Source organism: Paucibacter hankyongi, from assembly GCF_037482915.1.
Lineage (GTDB): Bacteria > Pseudomonadota > Gammaproteobacteria > Burkholderiales > Burkholderiaceae_C > Paucibacter_A > Paucibacter_A hankyongi.
The window spans coordinates 1-26,320 of the sequence record NZ_JBBHJX010000021.1; the positions used below are offsets into that span (position 1 = coordinate 1).

The window sequence follows — 26,320 nt, forward strand, 5'->3', positions numbered from 1 at the left end:
TGCCGCCGCTGACCCGCGCAGTGAGCAAGGAGGGGAGTCGGCTCGCCAGAGCCGACCCGGGCACCATGAGCACGGCGGCGGGACGGGCCGCCGGAGCCCGAAAAAAGGGTTTAAACCTCCGTCAAACGACGCGCCCCCGCACCCGGCAAGACCGCCAGCGAGCGGCCGATGCTGGTTTCGTAAGTCTTGGACTTGACGGTGCTGACGTAGTGCCAGTCGCAGCGGCATTGCTGGGTGGTGGCGGTGACCACCATGAAGCCGCGTTGGTGAGTGTTGGCGTACTTCAAGGGGCCAATGATTTGCTCGAGTCCACCGGCAACCGCCAGGGGGTTCTCGTTCGGGAAGTACTCTTCAAAACCGGGCGAGCTGACGCCGGGGGTGGCGAACTCCACGCCGACTTGATTACCTTGGTAGTCCTGCAAATCGCTGGCCCAGGCATTGTGGGTGTCGCCGGCCAGCACCACCAGGTTCTTGTTCAGGGCGCGGGCGGTGCCCAGCACGGTTTCGCGGGCAACAGCGTAGCCGTCCCAGGCATCGAGGTTGTAGGGGATGGCGGGCTGCGCAAGGATGGCTTTTTGCGTCGGCGTCAGCGCGGCCGGGTTGCTTTGCGCCAGAGCCAGCAAGGCCACATAGTCAGAGAAGCTGATCTGACCCAGCACCAGCGGCGCGGGGATGTTCATGCGCGCCATCAAGACCTGTTGGCCCAGCACCTGCCAAGTGGCGCTGCTGGCGGCCAGGCGGCCTTGCAACCACTGCGATTGCAGGCTGCCCAGCAACTGGCGCGCCGGGTTGCCCATATCGGTGGCGAACTGCTGCGCGTTGAAGCCGTTAGCGCCCATGTAGTTGCTGTAGCTGAGTTGCTTATCGCGTGCCAAGGCGCGGGTGTCCAGCATGTGCAAGTCCAGCACATTGCCGAATTTGAAGGAGCGAAAAATGATTTCCGGGTGGGATGCATCGCTGCGAATGGGCATCCACTCGTGATAGGCCTTCATGGCAGCGGCGCGACGCAGGGCAAAGTCGCCCTCGGTTTCGGGCGTATGGTTCTCTGCGCCATCCTTCCAGGTGTCGTTCGCGAACTCATGGTCGTCCCAAACGCAGATGAAGGGCAGGGCGGCGTGCACGTCTTGCAAGTCCACATCGCTGCGGTACTGGGCATAACGCTGGCGATAATCGGCTAGGCTCAGCAACTCGTTGACCGGGAGGGACTCTCGGCCCATCTGTTCGGCTTCACCGGAGGCATAGCCACCGCGTGGGTATTCGTAGATGTAGTCGCCCAAATGAACGGCGGCGTCGAGGTCGGCCATCTTGGCGGCTTCGGCATAGACGTTGAAGTAGCCGGCCGGATAGTTGGAGCAGGAGAAAACGGCCAACTTGACGGCGTTCAGACCCGATGCAGCCAGCGTGCGGGTGCGCCCGGTACGCGAGACCTGACCGTTGACCACAAAGCGATAGAACAAGCTCTTGCCGCTCGGCAGCCCCAGGGCATCGACCTTCACCGTGTGGTCGCGCTCCGCCAGCGCCTGGGCGCGACCGCGGCGCAGGACTTGTGTGAAGCCGTCGTCGCTGGCCACTTCCCAGGTCACCGCCACCGCGCTGCCCAGGGCCGGGCTGACGCGCGTCCAGAGCATCACCCGATCGGCGAGCGGGTCACCGCTAGCAATGCCGTGGGTGAAGGCGCTGTTGATCGTGCTGCTATTGGTCGCGGCGCGTGCCACTGCTGGGGCGGCCAAGCTGACCACGCTGACGTCGCGCAGGAAGGCGCGGCGATTGAAAGAGTTGCTGCTGTTGTGGGACATGACGGAACCTTGCGCTGGGTGAAATTGGCTTGCCTGACCCATCAAGGCCCGGCATGGCGCCGCAGCATAGGGACGGCCTGTGACAAGCGCGGGCTGGTCAAGCGGGCAGATCTGGGCCGATTGGCTCTCGGTCCGTTTGGCAGGGGTGCTGTGACCGAAGGCAGTCACGCCGGCTGTCTAAGCTTGCCGCCATGAGAGCTGCTAGAAGCGCTCTCACCTGCTGCCGCCCAGTAGCCCGCCCCGGGGCAGGCGAGTGGCAGTACCGATTCAAGCAGCACGCATGAGGAAGCAGTCCGTGAGCAGTTCCAAATTTCCGAAGCAAGCCCTGATGGCCCAACTGAGCGCTGCGTTGCTCTTGAGTCTGGCGTCCCTGGGTTCGGCACAGGCCTTGAGTTTGAAATCACAGTCGCTCAATGGCGCTGTGTTGGACAGCAGTTTTTCAACGCCGGATTTACTCGCCTTGGATCTGAGCTTTTTTGGCATGCAGCCGGTCAGCCTCGAATTTGAGGTCGAGGCTGCCGATGTGGGTCGCACAAAAGGCTTCAACGCGGTGCTGAAGGCGGTAGCCGGCGCCGATTTTTTGAGCGAGCTGCACCTGCAACTTTTTGGTGGCGCGAGCTGGGCGCCCGGCAGTGCATACACGCTCACGGCTCAAGACCTGACAGTGTCGCCGGTGAATGGTGACGCTGGCCATGTCAGCCTGCGCAGCGCCGGCTTGAATGAAATGTATCTCGGCGACCCATTTGCCGAGGGCAAGAACGACTGGCAATTGCAGCTCGGCAGCATGCAGCAGGGCGAGCGTTTGGTCCTGAACATCAGCCAAGTCAGCGCCGTGCCGGAGCCGGCAACGGCGGCCATCCTGGCCTTGGGGCTGGCGGGTCTGTACCTGCTCGGCCGCATGCGCGCGAAGCGCTGAAGCCGCGCATTCGCTGAGGCCGGGGCTCTTCGGCCCCGATTGGTGCCGCCGAATGCCGCCTCTCTCAGCGACTGTGTGAGGTCAGCCGGGCCAAAGGCGAGGCCATGCTGACGCCGGGCGCGGTGCGACTGCTCGTTGGTGTTTGCGGGTCGGCATTGCCCGTTGTATCTTGCGAGGCCGGTGGCAGCAAGTCCACACCATCCGGGTTGCGCCGCATCGCCACGCCGACCGCCAAGATGTCGATCACCAGCAGATGCAGGATGCGGCTGACCATGGGCACATGGGTGGCCACATCTTCTTGGTGATCGACGATCAAGGCCACGTCTGCCTTGCGCGCCAGCGGTGATTGGCCCGCGGTGATGGCGATCACAAAGGCGCCGCGTGCGTGGGCCGTCTCCATCACCTCCAGCAGTTCGGGCAAGCGTCCGCTATTGCTGATGACCACGGCCACATCGCCGGGCTTCAAAACATTGGCGGCCAGCACCTGCAGGCGCGGATCGGTGTAAGCCGAACTGGGCATGCCGAAGCGCAGGAACTTGAATTCCGCGTCCTGCGCCACCACGCCGTAGTGCCCGAGAGCGTAGAACTCGATGCGGCCGGCATGCAACAACAGTTCCACCGCGCGCGCGATCATGTCGCGGTTCAGCTGGCTGCGCACCTGCAAAATGGCCGAGGCGGTATTGCCCAGCACCTTGGCGCCCAGCTCCAGCATGGAATCATCACGGTTGACCTGGGTGTGGGTCACCGGCACGGTGCCGGTCAGGCCCGAGGCCAGGCGCAGCTTGAAGTCCGACAAGCCTTCGCAACCGAGCGTGCGGCAAAAGCGGATCACGGTCGGCTGGCTGACATTCGCAGCGCGGGAAATCGTTGCAATCGGGTCATTGAGCGCCGAGCGCGGATGCGCCAGCACATATTCGGCTACCCGCAACTCGGCCGGCGACAACTCGCCTCGTGCGCGCCGGATCTGACCCAGCAGGCCCGAGCCGGGCTGGGTTTGCAGCGTGCGTAGCTGCGCCTCAAGAATGGCCGAGGCGCCCTTGAAGGTGGCGTGCTCCGCGGTGATGACAAAGGTGGGGATGCCGGCCACATAGTCGCTGAAGCGGCCCTTGTCCTCGAAGCGGGTGCGAAACGGAGAGCGATCAAAAGCGGCGCCCAGGCGCGGCACGATGCCGCCGCCAATATAGATGCCGCCCAGGGCTCCCAAGGTGACCGCCAAATTGGCGGCCGCTGTGCCCAGCAGGGCGCAGAACACCTCCAGCGTCTCGACGCAAATCGGGTCTTCTTGGTCGAGAGCGCGCTGCGTGATGTCGGGTGCGCCGAGGTCCTCGGCTGGTGCTTTGCGATAGTCGGCCAGGGCGCGGTAAATCAACTCCAGACCGGGGCCCGACAGCAGGCGCTCGAAAGACACATGCGGGAACTGCCGCCAGGCGTGCCTGAGGATGGCGATTTCGCGCTCGTCGCGCGGTGCGAAATTGGTGTGGCCCCCTTCGGTGCCGAGCGCAATCCATCCATCCCCGGCCGGAATCAGCCCCGACACACCCAGGCCCGAGCCCGAACCCAAGAGACCGATGACGCTGGGCATGCGAGCTTCGCCGCCGCCGATCTGACGCACCTCATGAGCCGACAAGCGTGGCAAGGCCATGGCCAGGGCGGTGAAATCGTTGACCACCACCAAGGTGTCCAGACCGAGCCGAACCCTCATCTCTTCGATCGAAAACTGCCAGTGGTAATTGGTCATGCGCACTTGGTCGCCCTCGACCGGGTTGGCAATGGCGATGGCGGCGTGGGCGATCTGTTGCACATCCGGGGCTTCGGCCACCGCGCTCAAGCTGGTCAGATAGCTCCTGACGGCGGCATGAAAGTCTGCATGGTCGGCGCAGCGCAAGGACGCAATGTGGCTGAACTCGCCGGGGCTTTTTTCGAGGGCAAAGCGCGCGTAGGTGCCGCCGATGTCGGCGATCAAACGGGGGCTGTCAAAGCTTGACATAGATGGGGCGGTGCGGGCGGTGGTGGCGGGGATGGGCGTCAGCGTCGATAGAACGCACGGCTGCGAGTCGTTATTTGAGCGACATCGCCCTCAAACGAACACCTAGAGCTTGTTGCCGATTGCCTCGGGCTTGCGGCCTTGGCGCTGCATTATGAGGCAGATCGACGGGCCCTTGAGGCAGGGTCGCCCCGGGGGCGGATGCCCAAAAGGCGATGTAGTCCAGTGTCATTTTTCCGATGACTCATCGTGAATGTAGCTCGACTACATTGTGTTTACTCTGTCTAAGCCGGCGTTGTTTCAGGCGAATTGCTGCGCTCTACAGAGTTGATTCAGTGGTGAATGGTCACAAAGGTGAAGCTGATTGTTGAAAAAAGACGTGAACTTAGCCTAGGCTTGGGTAATCTGCTATTGCGGTGTGCGTGTAGTTTTGCTACCTTTCGTGCCTCTGGGTGTGAATAGCCAGGGTGTGCGAAGTCGGCTCGTGTGGCTGTGAATTGCGGGCGAAAGCCGGCTTCGCGTCGAGATCAATGAAGCGTTGCGGGTCGGGGAGGCTTGCGGCGCGAAAGGTTAAGAGTCGGAGGCTTGAGAACAATCGTGCAAGTTGCTTGCTTTGCTTGGAAAAACGCCGCCCCTCGCCGTGGCCTTGTGCTTGCGTGGGCTTGTGTGGAGGTGTTGGCATGAGTGCGACTTACCCCTGTCTGGTGGCTGATGTGGGGGGGACCAATGCCCGCTTCGGCTGGGTTGTGGCGGCCGGCGCGCCGGTTGCGCATATCGCGGTCTTGCCGGTGCATCAGCACGCGGGGCCCTTGGCGGCGACGCGGGCGTATCTGTTGGGCTTGCAGTCGAGTTTGGGTTCGGACTTTGCGGCGCCGCGCCGCGCTGCATTTGCGGTGGCGACGGCGGTTGCGGGTGATCGGGTTGACTTAACCAATGGGCATTGGAGCTTTTCTAGGCGGGAGCTCCAACAGGGCTTGGGTCTGGAGTCGCTCTTGGTGTTGAATGACTTTGAGGCGCTGGCTTTGTCTTTGCCGCGTTTGCAGTCCTCGCAGTTGCGGTCTTGGTCTTTGCTGGAGGCGGCGGCCGGGAGTGCCAAGCCTTGGCAGCCCTTGAGACCTGCTAAGTCAGATGCGTGCACCTTGGCGGTGATTGGGCCGGGCACCGGTTTGGGTGTTGCGGGGGTGACCTGGGTACGGGGCGATTGGGTTCCGCTGCCGGGTGAGGGTGGACATATGACGCTGGCGCCGGCCGATGACTTTGAAAGTGAACTGCTGGCCTATATGCGTCGCAGTTTTGAGCATGTCTCGGCCGAGCGTTTGTTGTCGGGCATTGGTTTGCCCTTGCTCTATGGCGCGGTGGCGGCTGTGCGGGGCCAGGGGGTGGCGCCGGCCCTGAGTTCCGAGTCAATCGTTGAGCGCGGCCTGGCTGGTGGTGACGCCTTATGCGTGCAGACGCTGGATGTCTTTTGCGCCTTGCTGGGTGGCTTTGCTGGCAATGTGGCCCTGGCTTTGGGTGCGCGCTCGGGGGTCTATATCGGTGGGGGCATCGTGCCTCGGCTGGGTGAGTTCTTCTTTGCCTCGCGCTTTCGAGATCGCTTCGAGGCCAAGGGGCGCTTTCATGCTTATCTGAATGCGATTCCGACGGCCCTGATCACTGACACCTTGGTGGCTTTGGGTGGTGCTGCCTTGGCGCTTGAGCAGGAACACGATTGAATTTTGGTGCTGGTTTGTTGTTGTAGTTTTGATAAGCACTGAATGTAGTGCGGCTACATAACCCGCCTGGATTTGGTCTTGAATTGGTCTTGTTTGGCGCAAAACCCTGTTTTCATGAGTGTTAACCCTTGTGAATTCTAGGAAATTCGCGAAAAAAATGAAGTAACAAAGCAACATTTAGGGTTTGTGCTTGTATGAGGTAAATCTAGTTTTGGTACAAATACGTTGTTAGACGTTGGGTTCAAGGACCCTGCGGCAGTGAACCGAAAAGCTGCCATGGGTTGTGTTGTTGGGTTTGGCTTGAGGAGACATTGAATGAATACTTCCGTAGAGAAGCGCAAGCAGTCCAAGGCTGTGAAGCGCGAAATTTTTAGCATCAAACCGGTGGCCCTGGGCTGCGGTTTGTTGATGTTGGCCACCGGTGCTGCTTATGCGCAGCAGGCCTCGGAAAAGCTGGACACAGTCACTGTGACCGGCATTCGAAAAGGCATTGAAGCGGCCATTTCGGTCAAGAAGAATTCGGATTCCATCGTCGAGGCCGTGTCGGCCGAAGACATTGGCAAGCTGCCGGACAACAGCATCGCCGAGTCGATCGCTCGCTTGCCTGGCTTGTCGGCCCAGCGTGTGGCCGGTCGTGCCCAGGTGATCAGCGTGCGCGGCTTGTCGCCCGACTTCGCCACCACCTTGCTGAACGGCCGCGAGCTGGTCAGCACCAGCGACAACCGCAGCGTTGAGTTCGACCAGTACCCTTCGGAACTGCTGTCCGGCGTGACCGTGTTCAAGACGCCTGACGCCGGTCTGGTGGGTCAGGGCCTGTCGGGTACCCTGGACATGCAATCGGTGCGTCCGCTGAACTTCGGCAGCCGTGTCGTGACTTTCAATCTGCGCGGCTCCAACAACTCCTTGGGCTCGGCCGCTAACGCCAGCGGCACCGGCAATCGCCTGAGCGCCAGCTACATCGACCAGTTCAACAACCGCACCCTGGGTATCGCGATTGGCTTCGCGCACCAGGAAACGCCGGTGGCTGAAAACCAGACCGGTACCTACGAACCTTACTTCGCCAACCCCACGACGACGGCAAAAGATGACCGTCATCGCCCTGGCGTGGCTGACGGTGTCTTCATGACCGACGGTGTCAAGGCCCTGCGCCGCAGCGGCTTCACCAAGCGTGATGGCGTGATGGCCACGGTCGAGTGGAAGCCCACCAGCGACTGGACCAGCACCCTGGACCTGTTCAGCTCCAAGACCAAGCAGACCGACACCGCCAACCAGTTCGAGTCGCATCTGTATTACAACGGCGACTATCCGTGCCAGCCCGCCTGTACCTGGACCAACCCGGTGGTGAATTCCAGCGGCACCCTGGTCGGTGGCACTGTGGCCAGCGTCTATCCGCTGGTGCGCGGCCAGTACAACCGCCGTGAAGACAAGATCAACGCCATCGGCTGGAACAATGCCTTCAAGCTGGCAGGTGTGGCTCTGTCGGCCGATGCCAGCTACTCCAAGGCCAATCGCGACGAGACCAATCTGGAAGTCAACACCCAGTTGGTGCCGGCCAAGCAATTGGACAGCCTGACCTTGTTGTTCCCCAACAATGGCTTCGTCACCATGAACCCGGGCCGCGACTACTCGGACCCGAGCAAGCTCTTCCTGCGTGACAGTATTTACGGCTCGGGCTATGCCCGCATCCAAAACATCGAAGATGAACTGGGCAGCCTGAAGTTGCTGGCCAAGGTGCCGGCACCAGACTCGATGGGCAGCTGGTTTGCCGACTTCGATCTGGGCCTGAACTATGTGGACCGCAAGAAGTCCAAGCACCAGCCTGAAGGCCCGATCACGCTGAAGGGCACCGAAGCGCCGATCTCGTCCGATCTGATCTACAAATCGGTCAACCTGGACTTTGCCGGTTCCAACCTGAGCTCCATCCCGTCCTTCAATGTGCCCGGCATTGTCGACAAGTACATGAACCTCTCGCCCAGCGAGACCGATGCCGCCTACAAGATCCCCGGTGCCTGGACCGCCAAGGAAAAGATCACCACCGGTTTCTTGAAGGCCAATATCGACTCCAACTGGGGTGGTGTGTCGGTGCGCGGCAACTTCGGCGTGCAAGTGCAGGCAGTGAACCAGTCTTCGCAAGCCAACTACTGGGACGCTGCAGCGCCCGCCGGCCAGAACGTCAAGCCCGTGGACGACGGCAAGACCTACACCGATGTGCTGCCTAGCCTGAACCTGGCTTTCGGCCTGGGCAATGACCAGACCGTGCGCTTTGCGCTGGCTCAGCAAGTGGCCCGTCCGCGTGTGGACCAACTGCGTGCCGCCATCAACTTCGGCGTGGACCAGTCCACCGGCAAGCCTGGCGCCAGCGGTGGCAACCCCCGCCTGGACCCCTGGCGCGCTGACGCCGTGGACATCTCTTACGAGAAGTACTTCGGCAACAAGGCCTACTTTGCGGCTGCAGCTTTCTACAAAAAGCTCAACAGCTACATCTACACGCAAAGCAATGCCTATGACTTCTCGAAGTTCATTGCCGGCTATGTGCCGCCCGCAGGCTCGCCCCCAGCACAAACCACCGGTCAGTTCGAGGCGCCTTACAACGGCCAAGGCGGCAATCTGAGCGGTTTGGAGCTGTCGGTGTCCTTGCCCTTCGCGCAGTTCTCGCCCATGTTGAACGGCTTCGGCTTGATCGCCAGCACCAGCATGACGAACAGCAGCATCAAGATCAAGGCCGACCCGAACAGCCAGTCTTCGGTGGGTGCTGCCGACATCTCGCTGCCAGGCTTGTCCAAGACCGTCAGCAACCTGACGTTCTACTATGAGAACAGTGGCTTCGAGGCCCGTATCAGCCAGCGTCGTCGCTCTGACTTCATCGGCGAAATCAAGAACTTCGATGCCTCGCGTTCTTTGCGTTATGTGGTGGGTGAGAACATCACCGACGCACAGATCGGCTACAACTTCAACGGTGGCAGCATGAAGGGCCTGGGCCTGACCTTGCAGGTGAACAACCTGACCGACTCGGCCTTCCGCACCTACTTCGGCACCAAGGATCGTCCGGGCGAGTACATCAAGTGGGGCCGCACCGTGATGCTGGGCGCCAGCTACAAGTTCTGATCTGACTCGCGTTTTCGAGCGCGGAATACGTCAAACTGAAGGACCCCTGCAGGCCGCAATGCCCGCAGGGGTCTTTTTCAATTTCGGCTCAGCTCTTGCGAGCGACGATCAATACAAAGACAAGTGGAGGAAGGACAAAATGACTAACAAGAAAAATGCGCGGCGTTCACAAGGCTTGAGTCGGCGCAGCGTTTTGGGCCTGAGTTTGCAGGCGGCCTTGCCGCTGCTCGGTGCAGCCCAAGTGCAGAGCGCAATGGCGGCGGACGCTGCTGCTCGAGCCCAGGCGGGAAAGCTGGACGGCAAAATCAGCGCCGAGAACTTTTTCCGCGCCCCCCAAATGACCGGCGCAGTGCTGTCGCCCGATGGCAAGCGCCTGGCCATGCGCACACTCGGCCCCGACAGCGTAAAAGGCCGCATGATCCTGACCGTTCTGACGCTGGAGAGCATGAGCCCGCAGGTGGTTTACAGCTCGGACGCGGCAGACATGAACAACTTCGTCTGGGTCAATAACGAGCGCCTGGCTTTTGATTTGACCGACCGCGAGACTCCGGCTGGCAAGATCGATGCCGCACCGGGCCTGTTTGGAGTCAACGCAGATGGCTCGGCCTTTAAACAACTGGTGGAGCGCCAGCGGGTCTGGGCCCGCAATGGCAATGACACCCAAAGCCTCGCCCCTTGGAACACCTTTTTGCTGAATGGCGAAACGCAGCGCCAGGGTGACGCGGTGCTGGCCGTGCGACCTGAAAGTTATGACGACAAAGGCGTGGGCTTCATCAAACTCTTGCGCCTGAACACCCGCAATGGCCGCAGCGAAGAGATCGAAGGGCCGCTTCACGCGGAGGGCTGGTGGGCCGACCCGCAGGGCAATCAGCGGGTGGCCCAGACCCGCGAGGGCGCCAAGGGCGCGATTCGTTGGCGTGACCCTGCCAGCGGCGACTGGCGGGTTTTGGCCGAGTTCGACGCCTTCACTGGCGGCGACTTGTCCGTCAGTGCGGTTGGCGGTGACGGCAAGTTGTATGTGAACGCCCGGCGTGGCCGCGATAAGCAAGCGATGTGGCTGCTCGACCCGAGCACCGGCGCCTGGTCGAGCGAGCCCCTGGCCGAGTCGCCGCAGTTTGATGTGCAGGCCGAGGTGATTGCCCGTCAGGACAAGGTCTTGGGCCTGCGCTTTCGCATCGATGCCGAAGTGACGCAATGGCTGGACGGGGAGATGCGGGGCCTGCAAGCGCAGATCGACAAGGTGCTGCCGCGTACCGTCAATCGTCTCAGCGTGCCTTGGCAAGGGGCATCGCCCTGGGTCTTGGTGGAGGCCTTTGCCGACATCCAGCCCACGCTGTATTTCCTGTTCAATCGCGAGACCAAAAAGTTCACCCGCCTCGGCGCCGAGCGCCCCGACATCGTGGCCAAGAACCAGGCCGGCAGCGATATGGTGCGCTTCAAGGCGCGTGACGGTCTGGAGATCCCGGCATGGTTGACGCTGCCGCCGGGCCTGGATGCGGCGTCCGCCAAGCAATTGCCTTTGGTGGTCTTGGTGCATGGCGGCCCCTTTGTGCGCGGGCCGGAGTGGCGCTGGGATGCCGAGGTTCAGCTCCTTGCGGCGCGCGGTTATGCCGTCTTGCAGCCACAGTTCCGCGGCACCCTGGGCTTTGGCTTGGCGCATCACCAGGCCGGCTGGCGCCAGTGGGGCAAGGCCATGCAGACCGATCTGGCCGATGCGGCGAACTGGGCCGTTGCCCAAGGCTTGGCTGACCCCAAACGCATGGCGATTGCCGGCGCCAGCTATGGCGGCTATGCAGCGCTGATGGGGGTCTTGCGCAATCCGGAGCTGTTCCGCTGCGCAATTTCTTGGGTGGGGGTGACCGATCTGGACCTGCTCTACAGCACCAACTGGGATGATGTTTCGAATGTCTACAAGATGCATGGCATGCCCAAAGTGCTCGGTGATCGGGTGCAAGACGCCGCCGACCTGAAGGCCAACTCACCCTTGACTCACGTCGCCGCCATCAAGCAGCCGGTACTCCTGGCCTATGGCAGTGCCGACCGTCGTGTGCCGCTGGTGCATGGCGAGAGCTTCCACAAGGCCTTGAAGGTTAACAACTCACAGGTGGAGTACATCGTCTATCAAGACGAGGGCCATGGCTGGCGTGTGCCGGCCAATCAGCTGGACTTCTGGAACCGCAGCCTGCGCTTCCTGGATCGCCATCTGGCCAAGGCCTGAGCCCTGAGCGCGAGCTCCGATGGCTCGGGCCTCAGTCGCTGATCAAGACCCGCCCACCCAAGGGCGGCACCTTGATTTGCAGCAGGCCCGGCGCGCCCAGTGATTTGAGCTTCTTTCCGGTTAGCGCGTCTTGCCAGCGCAGGCGCTGCAATCCGCTCAGATGCGGTGCTAGCTTCACCGCCAGGGTCTGGCTGCTGTCGCTATTGTTCAGCGCCGTCAGCGCCCAGCGCTTGCCGTCTTTGCGCAGCAGCACGATCACATGTTCGTCCAGATGCAGCGGTGCCTCGATGGAACCATGGCGCAGCACCCGGTGCTTCTGGCGCATCTGCGTCATGGCCTGCACGTCTTTGAGCAAGGCCTGATCGGGCTTGCCGCCCTGGTCTGCCCAAGGGTAGGGCGCCCGGTTGTAGGGGTCTTCGCCGCCGGCCACCCCAACCTCATCGCCGTAGTAGATGGACGGCGAACCCGGGAAGATCATCTGAAACAGAATCGCCAGGCGCAGGCGCTGCTTGGCCAGGGTCAGGTTTTGACCGTCCTCCTGATAGCCCAGGGCATGCAGGGCGCGTGCCTGGTCATGCGAAGACAGCAGATTCATCAGCGCATAAAAGGCTTGCGGCGGATAGGCCTCGCGCATCAGTTCGATATTGGCGTAGAGCTTGCGGGCGTCGCCGCCGGCGGCATAGTCCAGCACCGTGTTGCGGAAGATGTAATTCATGGCCGAGTCAAAGCTGTCGCCCAGGAAATACTTGCTGGCATCAAACCAAGTCTCGGCGACCGTCAGCGCATCGGGCTTGTGGGCCTTGATGGCAGCGCGCCACTCGCGCCAGAAGTCATCCGGCACCCAGGGCGCCACATCCATGCGCCAGCCGGCGGCGCCGCGGTCCAGCCAGAGTTTCATCACCGAGTCCGGTGCGCCATAGGCAAAGCGGCGAAAGGACGCTGAGCTCTTGTCGATCTCGGGCAGATCCTTGACGCCCACCCAGCCTTGGTACTGGTCTTCAGGCTTGGCCTGGCTGGGGTCGAGCTTGAACCAGCTGGCGTAGCTTGATGCCGGGTTCAGATGCCCATCGTCAAAAGCCCCGCCGGCCGGGTAGTTGCCAAAGCGGTTGAAGTAGGGCGAGTCGCTGCCCACATGGTTCAACGAGGTGTCGGGAATGACGCGGATGCCACGCTTGGCGGCCTCTTGGCTCAGGCGGACAAAGTCTTCATTGCGGCCAAAAGCGGGATCGACTTCTTTGTAGTCGGCGGTGTCGTATTTGTGATTGCTGGCGGCGCGGAAGACCGGCGTCATGTAAATCGTGTTGGCGCCGAGCTGCTGGATGTAGTCGAGCTTGTCGATGATGCCGGCCAGGTCGCCGCCGTAGAAGTCGTTGTTGTAGACCTCGTCGGAGCCGTCTGAGGTGCCAGGTTTCCAGGGCTTGTCCAGCCAGTTCCGGTGGAACTCCACATCCTGGTTTTGATAGTGGTCGCGGCCGGGGCGCGGGTCATTGTCCGGGTCGCCATTGCGAAAGCGGTCGGGGAAGATGGCGTAGTAGACCGCGTCCTTGGCCCAGTCGGGGACCTTGAAGTCGGCGGCGTAAACGGTCTGGCGATAGCGGCGGATTTTTTTCTCTGCCTCGGGCTTAGGCTCGATCTCGCCCGGCCCCATGCTGCCTTTTTCACGCGTCCAGAAGACGGTGTCGCGGTTGTTGTGCAGCACCAAGGTCTGGCCCTTGATCTGCAGCTCGAAGTGGTAGCCGTAGATGGCGGGCGAGTCAAAGCGGTGGCTGGCGCTCCAACGCTCGGCCTTGTCCTCTTTGGCCTTGTTCATGGGCAGGCGCGCCAGCTCGGTGTAGCTCAGCACCTCTTGATTGCCCTCGAGGCGGCGCTTGGCGATGACCAGCGTTGCTTTCTCCACGCCGGGCAGGGCGCTGAAGGAAAAACGCAGCGGCGTGTTCGGGGTGACCGCTCCAAAAGGGCTTTTGTCTGCGAGTTGGCGCGAATCAAATCGCACGCTCAAGGCGACACGATCGCTGATCTGTGGCGCGCTCGCCCGCTTCGGGATCTCGCCGGTATAGGGCTTGATGCTCAGCTGCGGCGCACCTGCGTCGGGCAAGTGCAGCAGCACTTGGCTCAGGCCGCCAAAGCGCTCGCTCAGGGCGCCGCCCTTGAGCACCAGCGCTGCGGCGCTGCCGCCAAAGTCGGCATCCGGCGACCAGTCTTCATCGGCGATTTTGAAGCTTTGCTCGCCTGTGATCTTGGCGTAGAGCTCATAACGGTCACACACATAGACGAAGCGATGCTCATCGGTGGCGCTCCAGTTGTTGAAAGTGCCGCGCAAAAACAATTCGCGGCTGCCGAGTGGGCTGGGCTTGCAGTTGCCTGGTTCTGCCTGAGCTGCCTGCCCGGCGCTCGCCAATAGCAAGGCCGCAGCCAGCAGCGGCCTCAAGTTCGCCGAGCGCTTCATCCTCAACCTTTCACACCGCCGGCCGTCAAGCCCGAGACGATCCAGCGCTGTGCCAGCAAAAACACCAGGGTGATGGGCAGGCCCGACAGCACCGCCGCAGCGGCAAAGTCGCCCCATAAAAAACGCTGGTCGTGCAAGAAGTATTTGGAGCCCACGGCCAGGGTCAGATTGCCTTCCTCGCGCAGCAGCACCGAGGCCACCGGGTACTCGATGATGGTGCCGATAAAGGCCAGCACAAACACCACCATCAGAATCGGCACCGCCATCGGCAGCAGCACGCGGCGGAAGGCCTGCCAATGGCTGGCGCCATCGACCTTGGCGCATTCCTCGATCTCGACCGGGATGGTTTCAAAGTAGCCCTTGATGGTCCAGATATGTGTGGCCACGCCGCCCAAGTACGCCAGCACCAGGCCGCCGTGGGTCTCGATGCCCAGCGCGGGAATGAAGTTGCCAATCGTCTCAAAAATGGCATAGATGGCCACCAGGGCCAAGACCGGCGGGAACATCTGCAGCAGCAGCATGCTGTTGAGAATGGGCGCCTTGAAGCGGAACCTCAGCCGCGCAAAACCGTAGGCCGCGGTGGTGGAAATCGCCACGATCAAGAAGGCCGAAATGGTGGCGACCTTGATCGAGTTCCACAGCCAGGTCAGCACCGGGAAGGGCGGTGCTACCCAGCTGCCATCGGCCGCTTGGTAGGGGATGCCAAGGGCCAGTTGCCAATGTTCCAGGCTGATTTGCGTGGGAATGATGCTGCCGGTGGCGAAGTTGCCGGGCCGCAGCGAGATGCTGACGATGGCCAGCAGCGGGAACAGCGTCAGCGCCAGAAACACCCACATCAGCGCATGCGCCGCCCAGATTCGCCAACGTGCTTGTTTGCCTCGAACGATTGCCATGGTGTTCTCTCGGTCCTCAATCAGTTGGACTGTGCTTTTTTCATCAAGCGCAGATTGATCAGCGACATGGCCGCGACCAGGAAGAAGATCAGCGTCGAGATCGCCGCTGCCAGGCCAAAGTCCGAGCCCGAATCCTTGAAGGCGATGCGATAGGTGTAAGACACCAGGATGTCGGTCTGCCCGGCGGGGATCTTGGTGCTCAGGTAATCGGGCCGGCCATCGGTCAGCAAGGCGATCAAGACAAAGTTATTGAAGTTGAAGGCAAAGGCGCTGACCAAGAGCGGTGCTAGCGGCTTGATGATCAGAGGCGCGGTGATCTTGAAAAAATTTGTCAGCGGCCCGGCGCCGGCAATGGCCGAGGCTTCGTACAAGTCCGATGGAATCGACTTCAAGAGGCCGGCGCACAAAATCATGATGTAGGGGTAGCCTAGCCAAACGTTGACGATCAGTAGCATCACTTTGGCCAACAGCGGGTCGGCAAACCAGGCCGGCTTGACGCCGAAGAGCGCATCCAAGATGGCATTGATCTCGCCGAAGTTCTGGTTGAACAAGCCCTTGAAGACCAGGATGGAAATGAAGCCTGGCACCGCATAGGGCAAGAACAGCAGGGTGCGATAGGTGGTGCGGAACTTCAGGTCCTCCCAGTTCAGCATCACCGCCAGCAGCATGCCCACGGCGGTGGCAATCGCCACCGTCAGCGCCGAGAACATCACCGTCCAGCTGAAGATCGAGAGGAAGGGGCCGCGGAACTCGGCGTCCATCACCATGCGGCGGTAGTTCTCCCAGCCCACCGTCACCTTGAAGCCGGGCTGTTGCACCTCGCCGGCGGCGCTCTCGAAATAGCCGGTTTTCAGATTGGGGCTGAAGACGGTTTGATCGCTCAAGCGCGTCAGGCTGCCATCGGCTTGGGCCTGCCAGTGGCGGGTGATGGGGCCGAACTCACGCAGCCCCAAATAGCGCAGCTCGCGCTCGGCGGCGCTGCGCCCCTCTTCGGGCGGCAGCTGCAGCTTCAGCCGCATCAAGGCCGCGCGGTGCTGGATCAACTCGCGCAAGGACAGGGCGCTTTGCAGCGGGGCGGCAAAGCTCTGGTTGGGCGATTGATTGGCCTGCGTGGCGCTGAGCATCTCCACGCTGAGTTCAGCCTTGGAGGGCTTCAGGGCCAGTGGCGGCGAGATCCAACTGGGCGCGCCGTCCTCGCTGCGCAGCACCAGGCGGAACTCAGGGCCATCGGCATGCAGGGTGAAGGGCTGGATCTGCGCTTGCACCGCTTCATGCTGGTCCAGCAAATACTCGCGCACCCGCTCTTGGCTCAGCAAATGAGCCGAGGAATAGTTGGTGAAGCCAATTTGCGCGGTGTAGATCAGCGGAAAGGCGATGAAGACCAACATGCCCGCAATGCCGGGGAAGAGGTAGCGGTAGGCAAAACCGGCGTTGCTGACATAAACGTAAAACGCAGCGGACAGCAAGGCCAGCACGCCCATGGCCCAGGCCGCTTGGCCGGCTGCATAGATCATGAAGACCAGATAGAGCGAGGCCAGCATGGCCAGGCCGGTCAGGGGCCAGCGCAGTTGGCGGGCGATGCGTTCCAGCGGCGTGGCGGGCAGCTTGCTGTAGGCGCTCAATGCGCCCAAGGACGCAGAGGAACCCAAGGAGGGTGAATGGCTTGCACTCATGAGTTTGGCTTCTTCATCGTCACTTGTTCAGCAGCATGCGGGCGGCGGCGCCGTCCAGTGCGTCTTTGGGGCTTTGCAAGCCATTGGTGATGGCCTCCAGAGCCGCGTCCATGGCGGTCCAGAAGCGCCCCACCTCGGGGATGTTGGGGATGGCTTCGCCGAGGCGGGCGTTCTCCATGCTGGCGCGGATCAAGGGGTTGACCGACAGCTCGGCGTAGAAGGCTTTGTTGGCGGGCACGCCGATGGGCACATCCGCGTCCAGCACCTTCAAGGCTTCGGGGCGCATCAAGTGGTTCTCGATGAATTCGCGGGCGATGTCTTTTTGCTGGCTGGGGGCGGCGATCATGCAGCCGAGCACGCCGACAAAAGGCTTGGAGGGCTTGCCCGCGACCACGGCCGGAATCGGCGCCACGCCGAAATCGATCTTGGCCTTTTTGGCGTTCTCCCAGGCCCAGGGGCCAGAGATCATCATCGCCACCTCGCCCTTGGCGAAGCCGCTTTCCATCTCGGCGTAGCGCGCGCCCTTGGGCATATGGCCGCCTTGCAAAAGCCGGGCAATCATTTCGGCGCCAGCCAGGGCGCCGGCATTGTTGACGCCCACCTGGCCGGCATCAAACTCGCCCTTGGCATCGCGGCCAAAGATCTGCCCGCCCGCGCCTGCCAAGAGCGCCCAGCTGAAAAAGCTCTTGTTGTAGTCCCACAAAACCGCATGCTTGCGGCCGCCGGATTCGGCTTGCAGTTTTTTGTCCAGCGCGATCAGCTCTTCAAAACTGGCCGGGGGCTTGGGCACCAGGGCTTTGTTGTAGATCAGGCCGGTGGTTTCGATGGCGATGGGGTAGCCCCAGAGCTTGCCCTGGTAGGCAAAGGCCTTCCAGGCCGTGTCTTCCACTTCGGCGTAGAGCTTTTTGCTAGGGCGCAGCGGCGTCAGCAGGCCGGACTTGGCCCATTCGCCGACGCGGTCATGCGGCCAGCAAAAAATGTCGGGGCCTTTGCCGGCGCCGGCGGCTTGCTGGAACTTGTCGGTGGCGTCCACCGGGTGCTCCACCACCACCTTGACGCCGGAGGCTTGCTCAAAGGCATTGCCGACTTTTTGCAGGCCGTTGTAGGCCTTGTCGCCGTTGATCCAAACCAAGAGCTTGTGCGGTGTGGCAGCATGTGCTGCCCAACTGGCGCCCAGGCTCAGCAGCAGCGCCGCCCCAAGTTGAGTCGGCCTCATGCCGGCACCCCGGCCAAGCGAGTGAAGGCCAGGCCCGCCGCATCGAACACATAGCAGGCCTCGGGCGGCATGCTCAGGCGAATGTCTTGGCCGGCCTTGATGCGGGTGCGGCCGTCGAACTCGCAGGTGAGCGCATCTTCCACGCCGGGGTAGGCGCAGTAAGCATGGGTGGCGCTGCCCAGCGACTCGACAAAAGTCACCGTGCATTGAATCGGGTTGACTTCGCCGCCGACCACAAAATGCTCAGGCCGCAGGCCCAAGGTGACCTTGTCGCCAGGCTTGCCGCGCGCGGCGTTGACGGCGGCGTGCACAACCGCGCCGCTGGCTAGGCGCAGGCTGGCACCTTCGGCGCTGGCTTCCACCAACTCGGCCTGCAAGAAGTTCATCTTGGGCGAGCCGATGAAGCCGGCCACAAAGAGATTGATCGGGTGCTCGTACAGCTCCAGCGGTGTGCCGACCTGCTCGATCTTGCCGGCCGACAAGACCACGATGCGGTCCGCCAGCGTCATCGCCTCCACTTGGTCGTGGGTGACGTAGACCATGGTGGTCTTCAAGTCTTCATGCAGCTTGGCGAACTCATAGCGCATGCGCACCCGCAGCGCCGCGTCCAGATTGGAGAGCGGCTCGTCGAACAAAAACACCTCGGGTTTGCGCACGATGGCGCGGCCAATCGCCACGCGCTGGCGTTGGCCGCCGGAGAGGTCTTTGGGCTTGCGGTCCAAGAGATGTTCGATGTGCAAGATCTTGGCCGCGCTCTTCACGGCGGCGTCGATCTCGGCCGGCGGCACCTTGGCCAGCTTCAGGCCAAAGGCCATGTTGTCGTACAGATTCATATGCGGGTAGAGCGCATAACTCTGAAACACCATGGCAATACCGCGCTCGGCCGGCGGCACCTCATTGACCAGGCGGCCGCCGATGCGCAGCTCGCCGCCAGTGATTTCTTCCAGGCCGGCAATGGTGCGCAAGAGGGTGGACTTGCCGCAGCCCGAGGGGCCCACGAAGACCATGAATTCGCCATCGCGGATTTCAAGGTCGATCCCGTGCAAGATCTTGACGTCGCCATAGGCTTTGGCCACGCCGCTCAGCTGAACATCTGCCACATCTGTCTCCGTGCGAAGGCGCGGGCGCTTTCGCTTACTGGTGATTCTTGTTGACTTCTTGGGCACTCTGACTTGCGGTCTGGGTGCCTAATTTGTAGAGAATATACAGCTGAAAATGTAGTTCAACAACAGATCTATCACCTAGATTTTTGGCTGGTTTGCTGATAAATCAAGGGCTTGCAATAAACTTAGGGCTTTCCCGATGTAGTGAAACTACACAAAACTTCGGGACTCAGCGATACTTTGTGCAGTTTTGAATGACGAGCCTCCGTCGCGAGGCGCGAGTCCAATTTTTCAGCCCATCCATTGACGCCCGACCATGTTGACAGCACTTGCAAAAAAAATGGCCACAGCAATGACTCCGCAATCTCCCTCCGCCCAGCCCGACGCGGCACAGCAAGCCTTGGTGGCGCAGTTCGAGTCCGCCTATCGGCTTGAGTTGGCACAGTCGGCCCCGGCTCAAGGCTCGGCCTCGGCGGCTGCGGCCCTGCGCGCAGCGGCCACGGCCGCCCGCTCCTTGCTGGCCGAGCGTTGGGCGCAAACCCAGGCCGAAGATGCGGCCCGTGGCAGCGCGCACCCGGTGCGGCGGGTGCACTATCTGTCGATGGAGTTCTTGATGGGCCGCGCCTTGTCCAATGCCTTGGCTGCACTGGGCCTGGAAGCCGACTTGAGTCGTGTCTTGGCGGCTCAAGGCCAAAGCCTCGGCCAGGTGCTGGAGCGCGAGCCCGATGCGGCCTTGGGCAATGGCGGCTTGGGCCGCTTGGCCGCTTGCTTCTTGGATTCATTCGCGGAACTGGGTCTGCCGTCTTTTGGTTACGGCCTGCGTTACCAGTACGGCATGTTTGCCCAGGCGATTCAAGACGGGCGCCAGGTCGAGGCGCCCGATGACTGGATGCGCCATGGCGCCCCTTGGGAAGTGCCGCGCGTTGAAGTGCGCTACAGCGTGGGCTTCGGTGGCCGCGTGCAGGTGGACGAGGGTGGCCAGCGCCGCTGGTTGCCCAGCGAAATGTTGGAGGCGCAGGCCTATGACTTCATCGTGCCGGCGCATCACAGCCAGCGGGTCTCGACCCTGCGCCAATGGCATGCCAGCGCGGCCCAGCCGATTGACTTCAAGGCCTTCTGCCAAGGTGACTATGCCGCCGCAGCCCGGCACCGCGTTACAGCCGATGCCTTGAATTGGGTTTTGTACCCCGACGACAGCAGCGAAGCCGGCCGCGAGTTGCGCTTGAAGCAAGAGGCCTTCTTGGTCAGCGCCTCCTTGCAAGACGTGATTGCGCGCCATCTGCGCGAGGCTGGCAGCCTGCAAGGCCTGGGCTTGGGCAATGCCATCCATTTAAACGACACCCATCCGGCCTTGGCGCCGGCTGAGCTGATGCGCTTGCTGATGGACGAACAGGGCCTGGGCTGGGATGAGGCCTGGACCATCACCCGTCAAGCGGTGTCCTACACCAATCACACCCTGATGCCCGAGGCGCTGGAGACTTGGCCGGTGCGCATGTTCGAGGCCTTGCTGCCGCGTCATTTGGAAATCATTTACGAGATCAACAGCCGCTTCCTGGCCGAGGTTCGCGCCAAGTTCCCGGGCGACGATGCGCTGCTCTCGCGTGTGTCTTTGATCGATGAGGGTCAGCAATATGGAGGCGAGCGTCGAGTCCGCATGGCCGCCTTGTCCATCGTGGCTTCACACCGCGTCAACGGCGTGGCCGCGCTGCACTCCGAGCTGATGGTGCAAACCATTTTTGCCGACTACGCCGCCATCTTCCCGGGCCGTTTCCATAACGTCACCAATGGTGTGACGCCGCGCCGCTGGCTGGCCCAGGCGAACCCGCAGCTGGCCAGCCTCTTGGATGCACGCATTGGCCAGGGCTGGCGCCAGGATTTGTCGGAGCTGCGCCAGCTGACGCCGGCCGCTGCGGACGCCGCTTTTCAGCAGCAGTTCAGCGCCGTCAAGCGCGCCAACAAGCAGCGACTGGCGGACTTGATCCGCCGTGAGCTGGGCATTCAGGTGAATGTGGACAGTCTCTTCGATGTGCAGATCAAGCGCATTCACGAGTACAAGCGCCAGCTGCTCAATATCTTGCATGTGGTGGCACGCTACCAGGCCATTGTTGCCAATCCGGATGGCGTGGACGGCAAGCCCTGGGTGCCGCGCACCGTCATCATCGCGGGCAAGGCGGCCTCGGCCTACCTCACGGCCAAGTCCATCATTCAGCTGGCTCATGATGTGGCGCGCGTGGTCAACAGCGACCCGCGTGTGGGCGACAAGCTCAAGCTGGTCTATCTGCCGAACTATGGCGTCTCGCTGGCCGAGGTGATCATTCCTGCGGCTGATTTGTCGGAGCAGATTTCCACCGCCGGCACCGAGGCCTCCGGCACCGGCAATATGAAGTTCGCCCTCAACGGTGCGCTGACCATCGGCACTTGGGACGGCGCCAATATCGAGATGGCCCAGGCCATGGGCGTGGAGAATATGTTTGTCTTCGGCCTGCGCACCGAAGCGGTGGCGCGGGTCTTGGCCTTGGGCTACGACCCGCGCCTGTATGTGGAGCAGAACGCGCAGCTGCAGCGCGTCATTCAAAGCATTGCCGAAGGCGAGTTCTCCTCCGGTGATGTGCAGCGTTATCGCGCGTTGACCGAGATGCTTTTGAACCGCGATGCCTACCTGCTGATGGCCGACTTTGCGGCCTATGTGGACAAGCAAGCTGAGGTGGATGCGCTCTATCGCCAGCCCGAGGCTTGGCTGCAGCGCGCGGTCTTGAATGTCGCCGGCATGGGCGACTTCTCCAGCGACCGCACCATCGCCGAGTATGTCGAACGCGTCTGGTCTGTGAAGAGCTTGGGCCTGAATCAGCCGCGCGCCTGAACCCCATGTTGAGCTCGGCCGAAGTCGATGCGCTGTTGGCGGCGCGGCACGCAGATCCCTTCTCGGTCTTGGGTCTGCATGCCGATGCGGCCGGCCGCCTGTGGCTGCGCGCTTTGCTGCCGGGTGCCTTGTCGGTTGAGGTGATCGACGCCGCCAGCTGCAAGCCCGTCGCAGCCTTGACGCTTCGTCATGCCGAGGGCTTGTTCGAAGCGCCCATGGGACGTCGTCGCAAGCGTTTTGACTATCGGTTGGCGGTGCGCTGGTCGGCCGATCATGCGGAGCAGATCCTTGCAGACGCGTACGCCTTCGGCCCGCAATTGTCGGAGCCAGATCTGCAGCGCTTTGCCCAAGGCCAGCATCCGCGCTCCTTCGAGCTGCTGGGTGCACATCCGCTGACGCAGACCGATGCCGGCGGTGATGTGGCCGGTGTGCGCTTTGCTGTCTGGGCGCCGCATGCGCAGCGGGTCAGCGTGGTCGGCAGCTTCAATGTCTGGGATGGCCGCCGCCACCCGATGCGCAAGCGCCATGAGGCGGGTGTGTGGGAGATCTTTGTGCCGCAGGCGGCCATGGGCGATCTCTACAAATTCGAGCTGCTAGGCCCGGCCGGTGAGTTGTTGCCGCTGAAGGCCGACCCCTATGCCCGCGCCGCCCAGCTGCGGCCCGAGACGGCCAGCATCGTGGCTGCGCCCCTGAATCCGCCGGTGCGCCTGCCGGACGAGCGCGCGCAGGCGAATGCGCGCCGGGCGCCGGTGTCTATTTACGAGGTACATGCCGCCTCTTGGCGGCGCGGCGCCGCGCAGTTCCCCACATGGGATGAACTCGCGGCCGAGCTGCCCGACTATGCGGCGGATCTGGGCTTTACCCATGTGCAGCTGATGCCCATCAGCGAGCATCCTTTTGATGGCTCCTGGGGCTATCAAACCCTGGGCCTGTTTGCGCCGAGTGCTCGCTTCGGCCCGCCCGAGGGCTTTGCGCGTTTAGTGCAGGCCTGCCATCAGCGTGGCTTGGGCCTGCTGCTGGACTGGGTGCCGGCGCACTTCCCCAGCGACGCCCATGGCTTGGCGCGCTTCGATGGCACGCCGCTGTTTGAATACGCCGACCCGCGCGAAGGCTTTCATCGCGACTGGAACACGCTGATCTACAACTTTGCCCAGCCGCAAGTACGCCAATTTCTGGCGGGCAATGCCCTCTACTGGGCCGAGCGCTGGGGCGTGGACGGCCTGCGGGTCGATGCAGTGGCCTCGATGCTGTACCGCGACTATTCGCGCCCGGCCGGGGAGTGGGTGCCGAATGTGCATGGCGGCAATCACAACCTGGAAGCCATCTCGCTGATGCAGCGCATCAATGAGCAACTCGGCCTGGATGCGCCGGGTGCCATCACCGTGGCGGAGGAGTCAACCAGCTTCCCCGGCGTGTCGGCGCCGACCTCGGCGGGCGGCCTGGGCTTTCACTACAAATGGAATATGGGCTGGATGAACGACACCCTGCGCTATATGCAGGAGGACCCGATTCATCGGCGCTGGCATCATGACAAGATGACGTTTGGCCTGGTCTATGCCTTCAGCGAGAACTTTGTGCTGCCGATCTCGCATGACGAGGTGGTGCATGGCAAGGGCTCCATGCTGGGCAAGATGCGCGGCCCGGCGGACGATGTCAGCCAGTGGCAGCAATTCGCCAATCTGCGCGCCTACTACGGCTTTATGTGGGGCCACCCCGGCAAGAAGCTCTTGTTCATGGGCCAAGAGTTCGCGCAACGCAGCGAATGGAATCATGACGCCGAGCTGCCCTGGTCTTTGCTGGACGACCCGCGCCACGCCGGCGTGCAGCGCCTGATTCGTGACCTCAACCAGCTCTATCGCGCGCAGCCTGCCTTGCATCGGCTCGACTGCGAGGCTGCCGGCTTTGAATGGCTGGAAGCAAGCGACGCCGAACAATCGGTGTTGGCCTGGTTGCGCAAGGATGAACAACACGGAGAAGATTCCGCGGCTCCCGTGCTGGTGGTCTGCAACTTCACACCGGTGCCGCGCATCGGCTACCGCCTGGGCGTTCCCCTGACGCCGGGCCAGGGTTGGAAAGAAGTTTTGAACACCGACTCCGCTCACTATGGCGGCAGCAATCTGGGCAATCCGGATCAGGTCTTGCAGCCCGAGGCGGTGGCAGCGCAGGGCCATGCTCAGTCCATCAGCCTGAATCTGCCGCCGCTGGCTTGCCTGTTCTTGATGCCTACTGCTTTGAATCTCTGACCATGCCCACCGATTCACTTTTGCCTGCTTCACTGGCGCCGGGTCGCCATGAACCCTTAGGCGCCACGCCGCGCGACGGCGGCGTGAACTTCGCCGTCTTCTCCGAATCGGCGACCGCCATCGACTTGTGCATTTTTGATGGCTCCGGCCAGCGAGAACTGCGCCGCTATGCCTTGCAAGGGCCCGATGATGGGGTCTTCCACGGCTTTCTACCCGGCTTGGGCGCGGGCCTGGTTTACGGTCTGCGGGCCCATGGGCCGTACAGCCCCGAGCATGGCCATCGCTTCAATGCCCACAAGCTCTTGCTCGACCCCTATGCCCGCGAGATCGTCGGCCACTTCGCCTGGGCGCCAGAGCAACATGGCTATGAGCTGGGCCATCCGGATGGGCCGCGCTCCTTCGACACCCGCGACAACGCCTTGCAAGCACTGAAGGCGAGGGTGGCGCAAGCCTTGCCGGCCGACAGCAGCCCGCGCCTGAATGCGCCGCGCCACGCCACCGCTGACCTGGTGCTTTACGAGGTGCATGTGAAGGGCTTCTCGCAGCAGCTGCAAGCGGTGCCCGAGGCCCTACGTGGCAGCTACGCCGGCCTCGCGCATCCGGCCTCGGCCGCGCATTTCAAGGCCTTGGGCGTGACGACCTTGTCTTTGCTGCCGGTGCACTTTCATATCGATGAACCGCATCTGGCCGATCTGGGCAAACCGAACTACTGGGGCTATAACACCCTGGGATTTTTCAGCCCCGACCCGCGTCTGGCGCAGCGCGCGCATCGCGAGGACCCGGCCGCCGTGCGCGAGGAGTTCCGCGCCATGGTGCGCGAGTTGCATGCGCAAGGCCTGGAGGTGGTGCTGGATGTGGTCTACAACCACACGCCCGAGGGCAATGAGTTTGGCCCCACGCTGAGCTTCAGAGGCCTGGACAACCGCAGCTACTACCGCCTGGTTTCTGACGATAAAAGCCGTTATGAAAACGTCAGCGCTTGCGGCAACACTTTGAATTGCGCTCACCCGCGCGTGGCTCAGCTGGTGCTGGACTCGCTGCGCTATTGGGTCAGCGAGATGGGCGTGGATGGCTTTCGCTTCGATCTGGCGCCGGTGTTGGGACGCACGCATCATGGCTTTGATCCGCAAGCCGCTTTCTTCGCCGCCTTGCGCCAAGACCCGGTCTTGGCCCAGGTGCATTTGATCTCCGAGCCCTGGGACGCCGGCCATGAGGGCTACCAAGTCGGCCGCTTCCCTGGGCGCTTTTTGGATTGGAACGACAAGTTCCGCGATGCGGTGCGCGGCTATTGGCTGCGCTCGCAGCAGCCCAGCGTCGGCCGCGGCGAGTTGGCGCGGCGCTTCATGGCCTCCAGCGACTTATTCCACCATGGCTCGCGTCGGCCCACCGCCTCGGTGAATTTTGTCTCTGTGCATGACGGTTATGTGCTGGCCGATGTGGTGAGTTATTCCACCAAGCACAACCATGCCAATGGCGAGAACAACCGCGACGGCCGCGACGGCGAGCTCTGCGCCAACTTCGGCCATGAGGGGCCGAGCGAAGACGCCGCCATTCGCGCCACGCGCCTGCGGGTGCGCCGCGCCATGCTGGCCACCTTGGCTCTGGCCCAGGGCACGCCCATGCTGTGCGCCGGTGACGAGATCGGTAACAGCCAAGGCGGCAATAACAATGCCTACTGCCAAGACAATGCCATCACCTGGCTGGACTGGGCGCAGGCTGAAAGCGACACGCAAGCCTTTGTCGCTGCGCTGCTGGCGCTGCGCCGCGCCGAGCCCTTGCTGCGGCATGAGCAGTGGTTTGCCGCTGCTTCTGCAGACGCGGCTGAGGCCTCGGCGCCCAGCTTACGCTGGTTCTCGCCGCGCGGCGCGGAGATGCAGCAGCACGACTGGTTCGATGCTTCGCAGTCGGCCTTTGCGGCGGTGTTTTTTGAAGCGCGCAAGCCTGCGGAGGCGGCCGCTGCGCCGCGCCTGATGGTCTTGTTCAACCCCGAGCCCGAGGCTCAGGCTTTTTCCTTTAGCCTGGGGGCTTGGCGCCTGGTTTTGGACAGCAGCGGCGACTTGCTGCCTGACACGATGGTTCAGTCCGATTCACCCGCTGTCACCCATTTGAATGTTCCCGCGCGCAGCCTCCTGGTGCTGCGCCATGTTTGAGAAGA

The 26,320-nt window shown here is 62.5% G+C and carries 14 protein-coding genes; 7 read left to right on the plus strand and 7 right to left on the minus strand.

Annotated features, from left to right (window positions below; genetic code table 11):
* Positions 1–110: 110 nt before the first annotated feature.
* Entirely contained in the window at positions 111–1,796 is a 1,686-nt protein-coding gene (locus WG899_RS20335; protein ID WP_339597487.1) for an alkaline phosphatase D family protein, read from the minus strand.
* 280 nt (positions 1,797–2,076) lie between these two features.
* On the opposite strand from WG899_RS20335, the gene WG899_RS20340 reads away from it, so the two are divergent.
* A complete protein-coding gene (locus WG899_RS20340; protein ID WP_339597488.1) occupies positions 2,077–2,712 on the plus strand; it encodes a PEP-CTERM sorting domain-containing protein in 636 nt (211 codons plus the stop codon).
* 64 nt (positions 2,713–2,776) lie between these two features.
* Here the strand turns inward: WG899_RS20340 and WG899_RS20345 are convergent, their stop codons facing one another.
* Positions 2,777–4,699, minus strand: a complete 1,923-nt coding sequence (locus WG899_RS20345) for a glucokinase (RefSeq protein WP_339597489.1) — start codon at positions 4,697–4,699, stop codon at positions 2,777–2,779.
* A gap of 677 nt (positions 4,700–5,376) precedes the next feature.
* Here WG899_RS20345 and glk point away from each other — a divergent pair.
* The 3 genes from glk (at position 5,377) to WG899_RS20360 (ending at position 11,731) form a co-directional block, all read left to right on the plus strand.
* Positions 5,377–6,408 (plus strand): glucokinase, encoded by a 1,032-nt coding sequence (gene glk, locus WG899_RS20350; protein WP_339597490.1) that lies wholly within the window; start codon positions 5,377–5,379, stop codon positions 6,406–6,408.
* A 315-nt stretch (positions 6,409–6,723) separates the two neighbouring features.
* Positions 6,724–9,513, plus strand: coding sequence for a TonB-dependent receptor (locus WG899_RS20355; protein ID WP_339597491.1), 2,790 nt, complete (start codon positions 6,724–6,726; stop codon positions 9,511–9,513).
* Positions 9,514–9,652: 139 nt separating this feature from the next.
* On the plus strand, positions 9,653–11,731 hold the full coding sequence (locus WG899_RS20360; RefSeq protein ID WP_339597492.1) for a S9 family peptidase: 2,079 nt from the start codon (positions 9,653–9,655) through the stop codon (positions 11,729–11,731).
* A gap of 31 nt (positions 11,732–11,762) precedes the next feature.
* On the opposite strand, the gene WG899_RS20365 is transcribed toward WG899_RS20360, so the two are convergent.
* From WG899_RS20365 to WG899_RS20385, 5 genes are read right to left on the minus strand one after another with little or no spacing between them, the layout of a single operon-like run.
* Entirely contained in the window at positions 11,763–14,177 is a 2,415-nt protein-coding gene (locus tag WG899_RS20365) for an alpha-amylase family glycosyl hydrolase (protein WP_339597493.1), read from the minus strand.
* A gap of 2 nt (positions 14,178–14,179) precedes the next feature.
* Positions 14,180–15,070, minus strand: a complete 891-nt coding sequence (malG, locus tag WG899_RS20370; protein WP_339597494.1) for a maltose ABC transporter permease MalG — start codon at positions 15,068–15,070, stop codon at positions 14,180–14,182.
* 20 nt (positions 15,071–15,090) lie between these two features.
* On the minus strand, positions 15,091–16,743 hold the full coding sequence (gene malF / locus WG899_RS20375) for a maltose ABC transporter permease MalF (protein WP_339597495.1): 1,653 nt from the start codon (positions 16,741–16,743) through the stop codon (positions 15,091–15,093).
* A 19-nt stretch (positions 16,744–16,762) separates the two neighbouring features.
* The gene (gene malE, locus WG899_RS20380; RefSeq protein WP_339597496.1) at positions 16,763–17,959 is read right to left on the minus strand and encodes a maltose/maltodextrin ABC transporter substrate-binding protein MalE; all 1,197 of its coding nucleotides are present in this window, start codon (positions 17,957–17,959) and stop codon (positions 16,763–16,765) included.
* The gene (locus WG899_RS20385; protein ID WP_339597497.1) at positions 17,956–19,059 is read right to left on the minus strand and encodes an ABC transporter ATP-binding protein; all 1,104 of its coding nucleotides are present in this window, start codon (positions 19,057–19,059) and stop codon (positions 17,956–17,958) included. Before WG899_RS20385 ends, malE begins: the two co-directional genes overlap by 4 nt.
* A 355-nt stretch (positions 19,060–19,414) precedes the next feature.
* Here WG899_RS20385 and WG899_RS20390 point away from each other — a divergent pair, with 355 nt between their 5' ends.
* The 3 genes from WG899_RS20390 to glgX are packed head-to-tail and all read left to right on the plus strand — an operon-like array spanning position 19,415 to position 26,315.
* A complete protein-coding gene (locus WG899_RS20390) occupies positions 19,415–21,922 on the plus strand; it encodes a glycogen/starch/alpha-glucan phosphorylase (RefSeq protein WP_339597498.1) in 2,508 nt (835 codons plus the stop codon).
* Positions 21,923–21,927: 5 nt separating this feature from the next.
* On the plus strand, positions 21,928–24,165 hold the full coding sequence (gene glgB / locus WG899_RS20395; RefSeq protein ID WP_339597499.1) for a 1,4-alpha-glucan branching protein GlgB: 2,238 nt from the start codon (positions 21,928–21,930) through the stop codon (positions 24,163–24,165).
* Between the two features lie 2 nt (positions 24,166–24,167).
* Positions 24,168–26,315: a glycogen debranching protein GlgX gene (glgX, locus tag WG899_RS20400; RefSeq protein ID WP_339597500.1), complete on the plus strand. Its 2,148-nt coding sequence runs from the start codon at positions 24,168–24,170 to the stop codon at positions 26,313–26,315.
* Positions 26,316–26,320 lie beyond the last annotated feature (5 nt).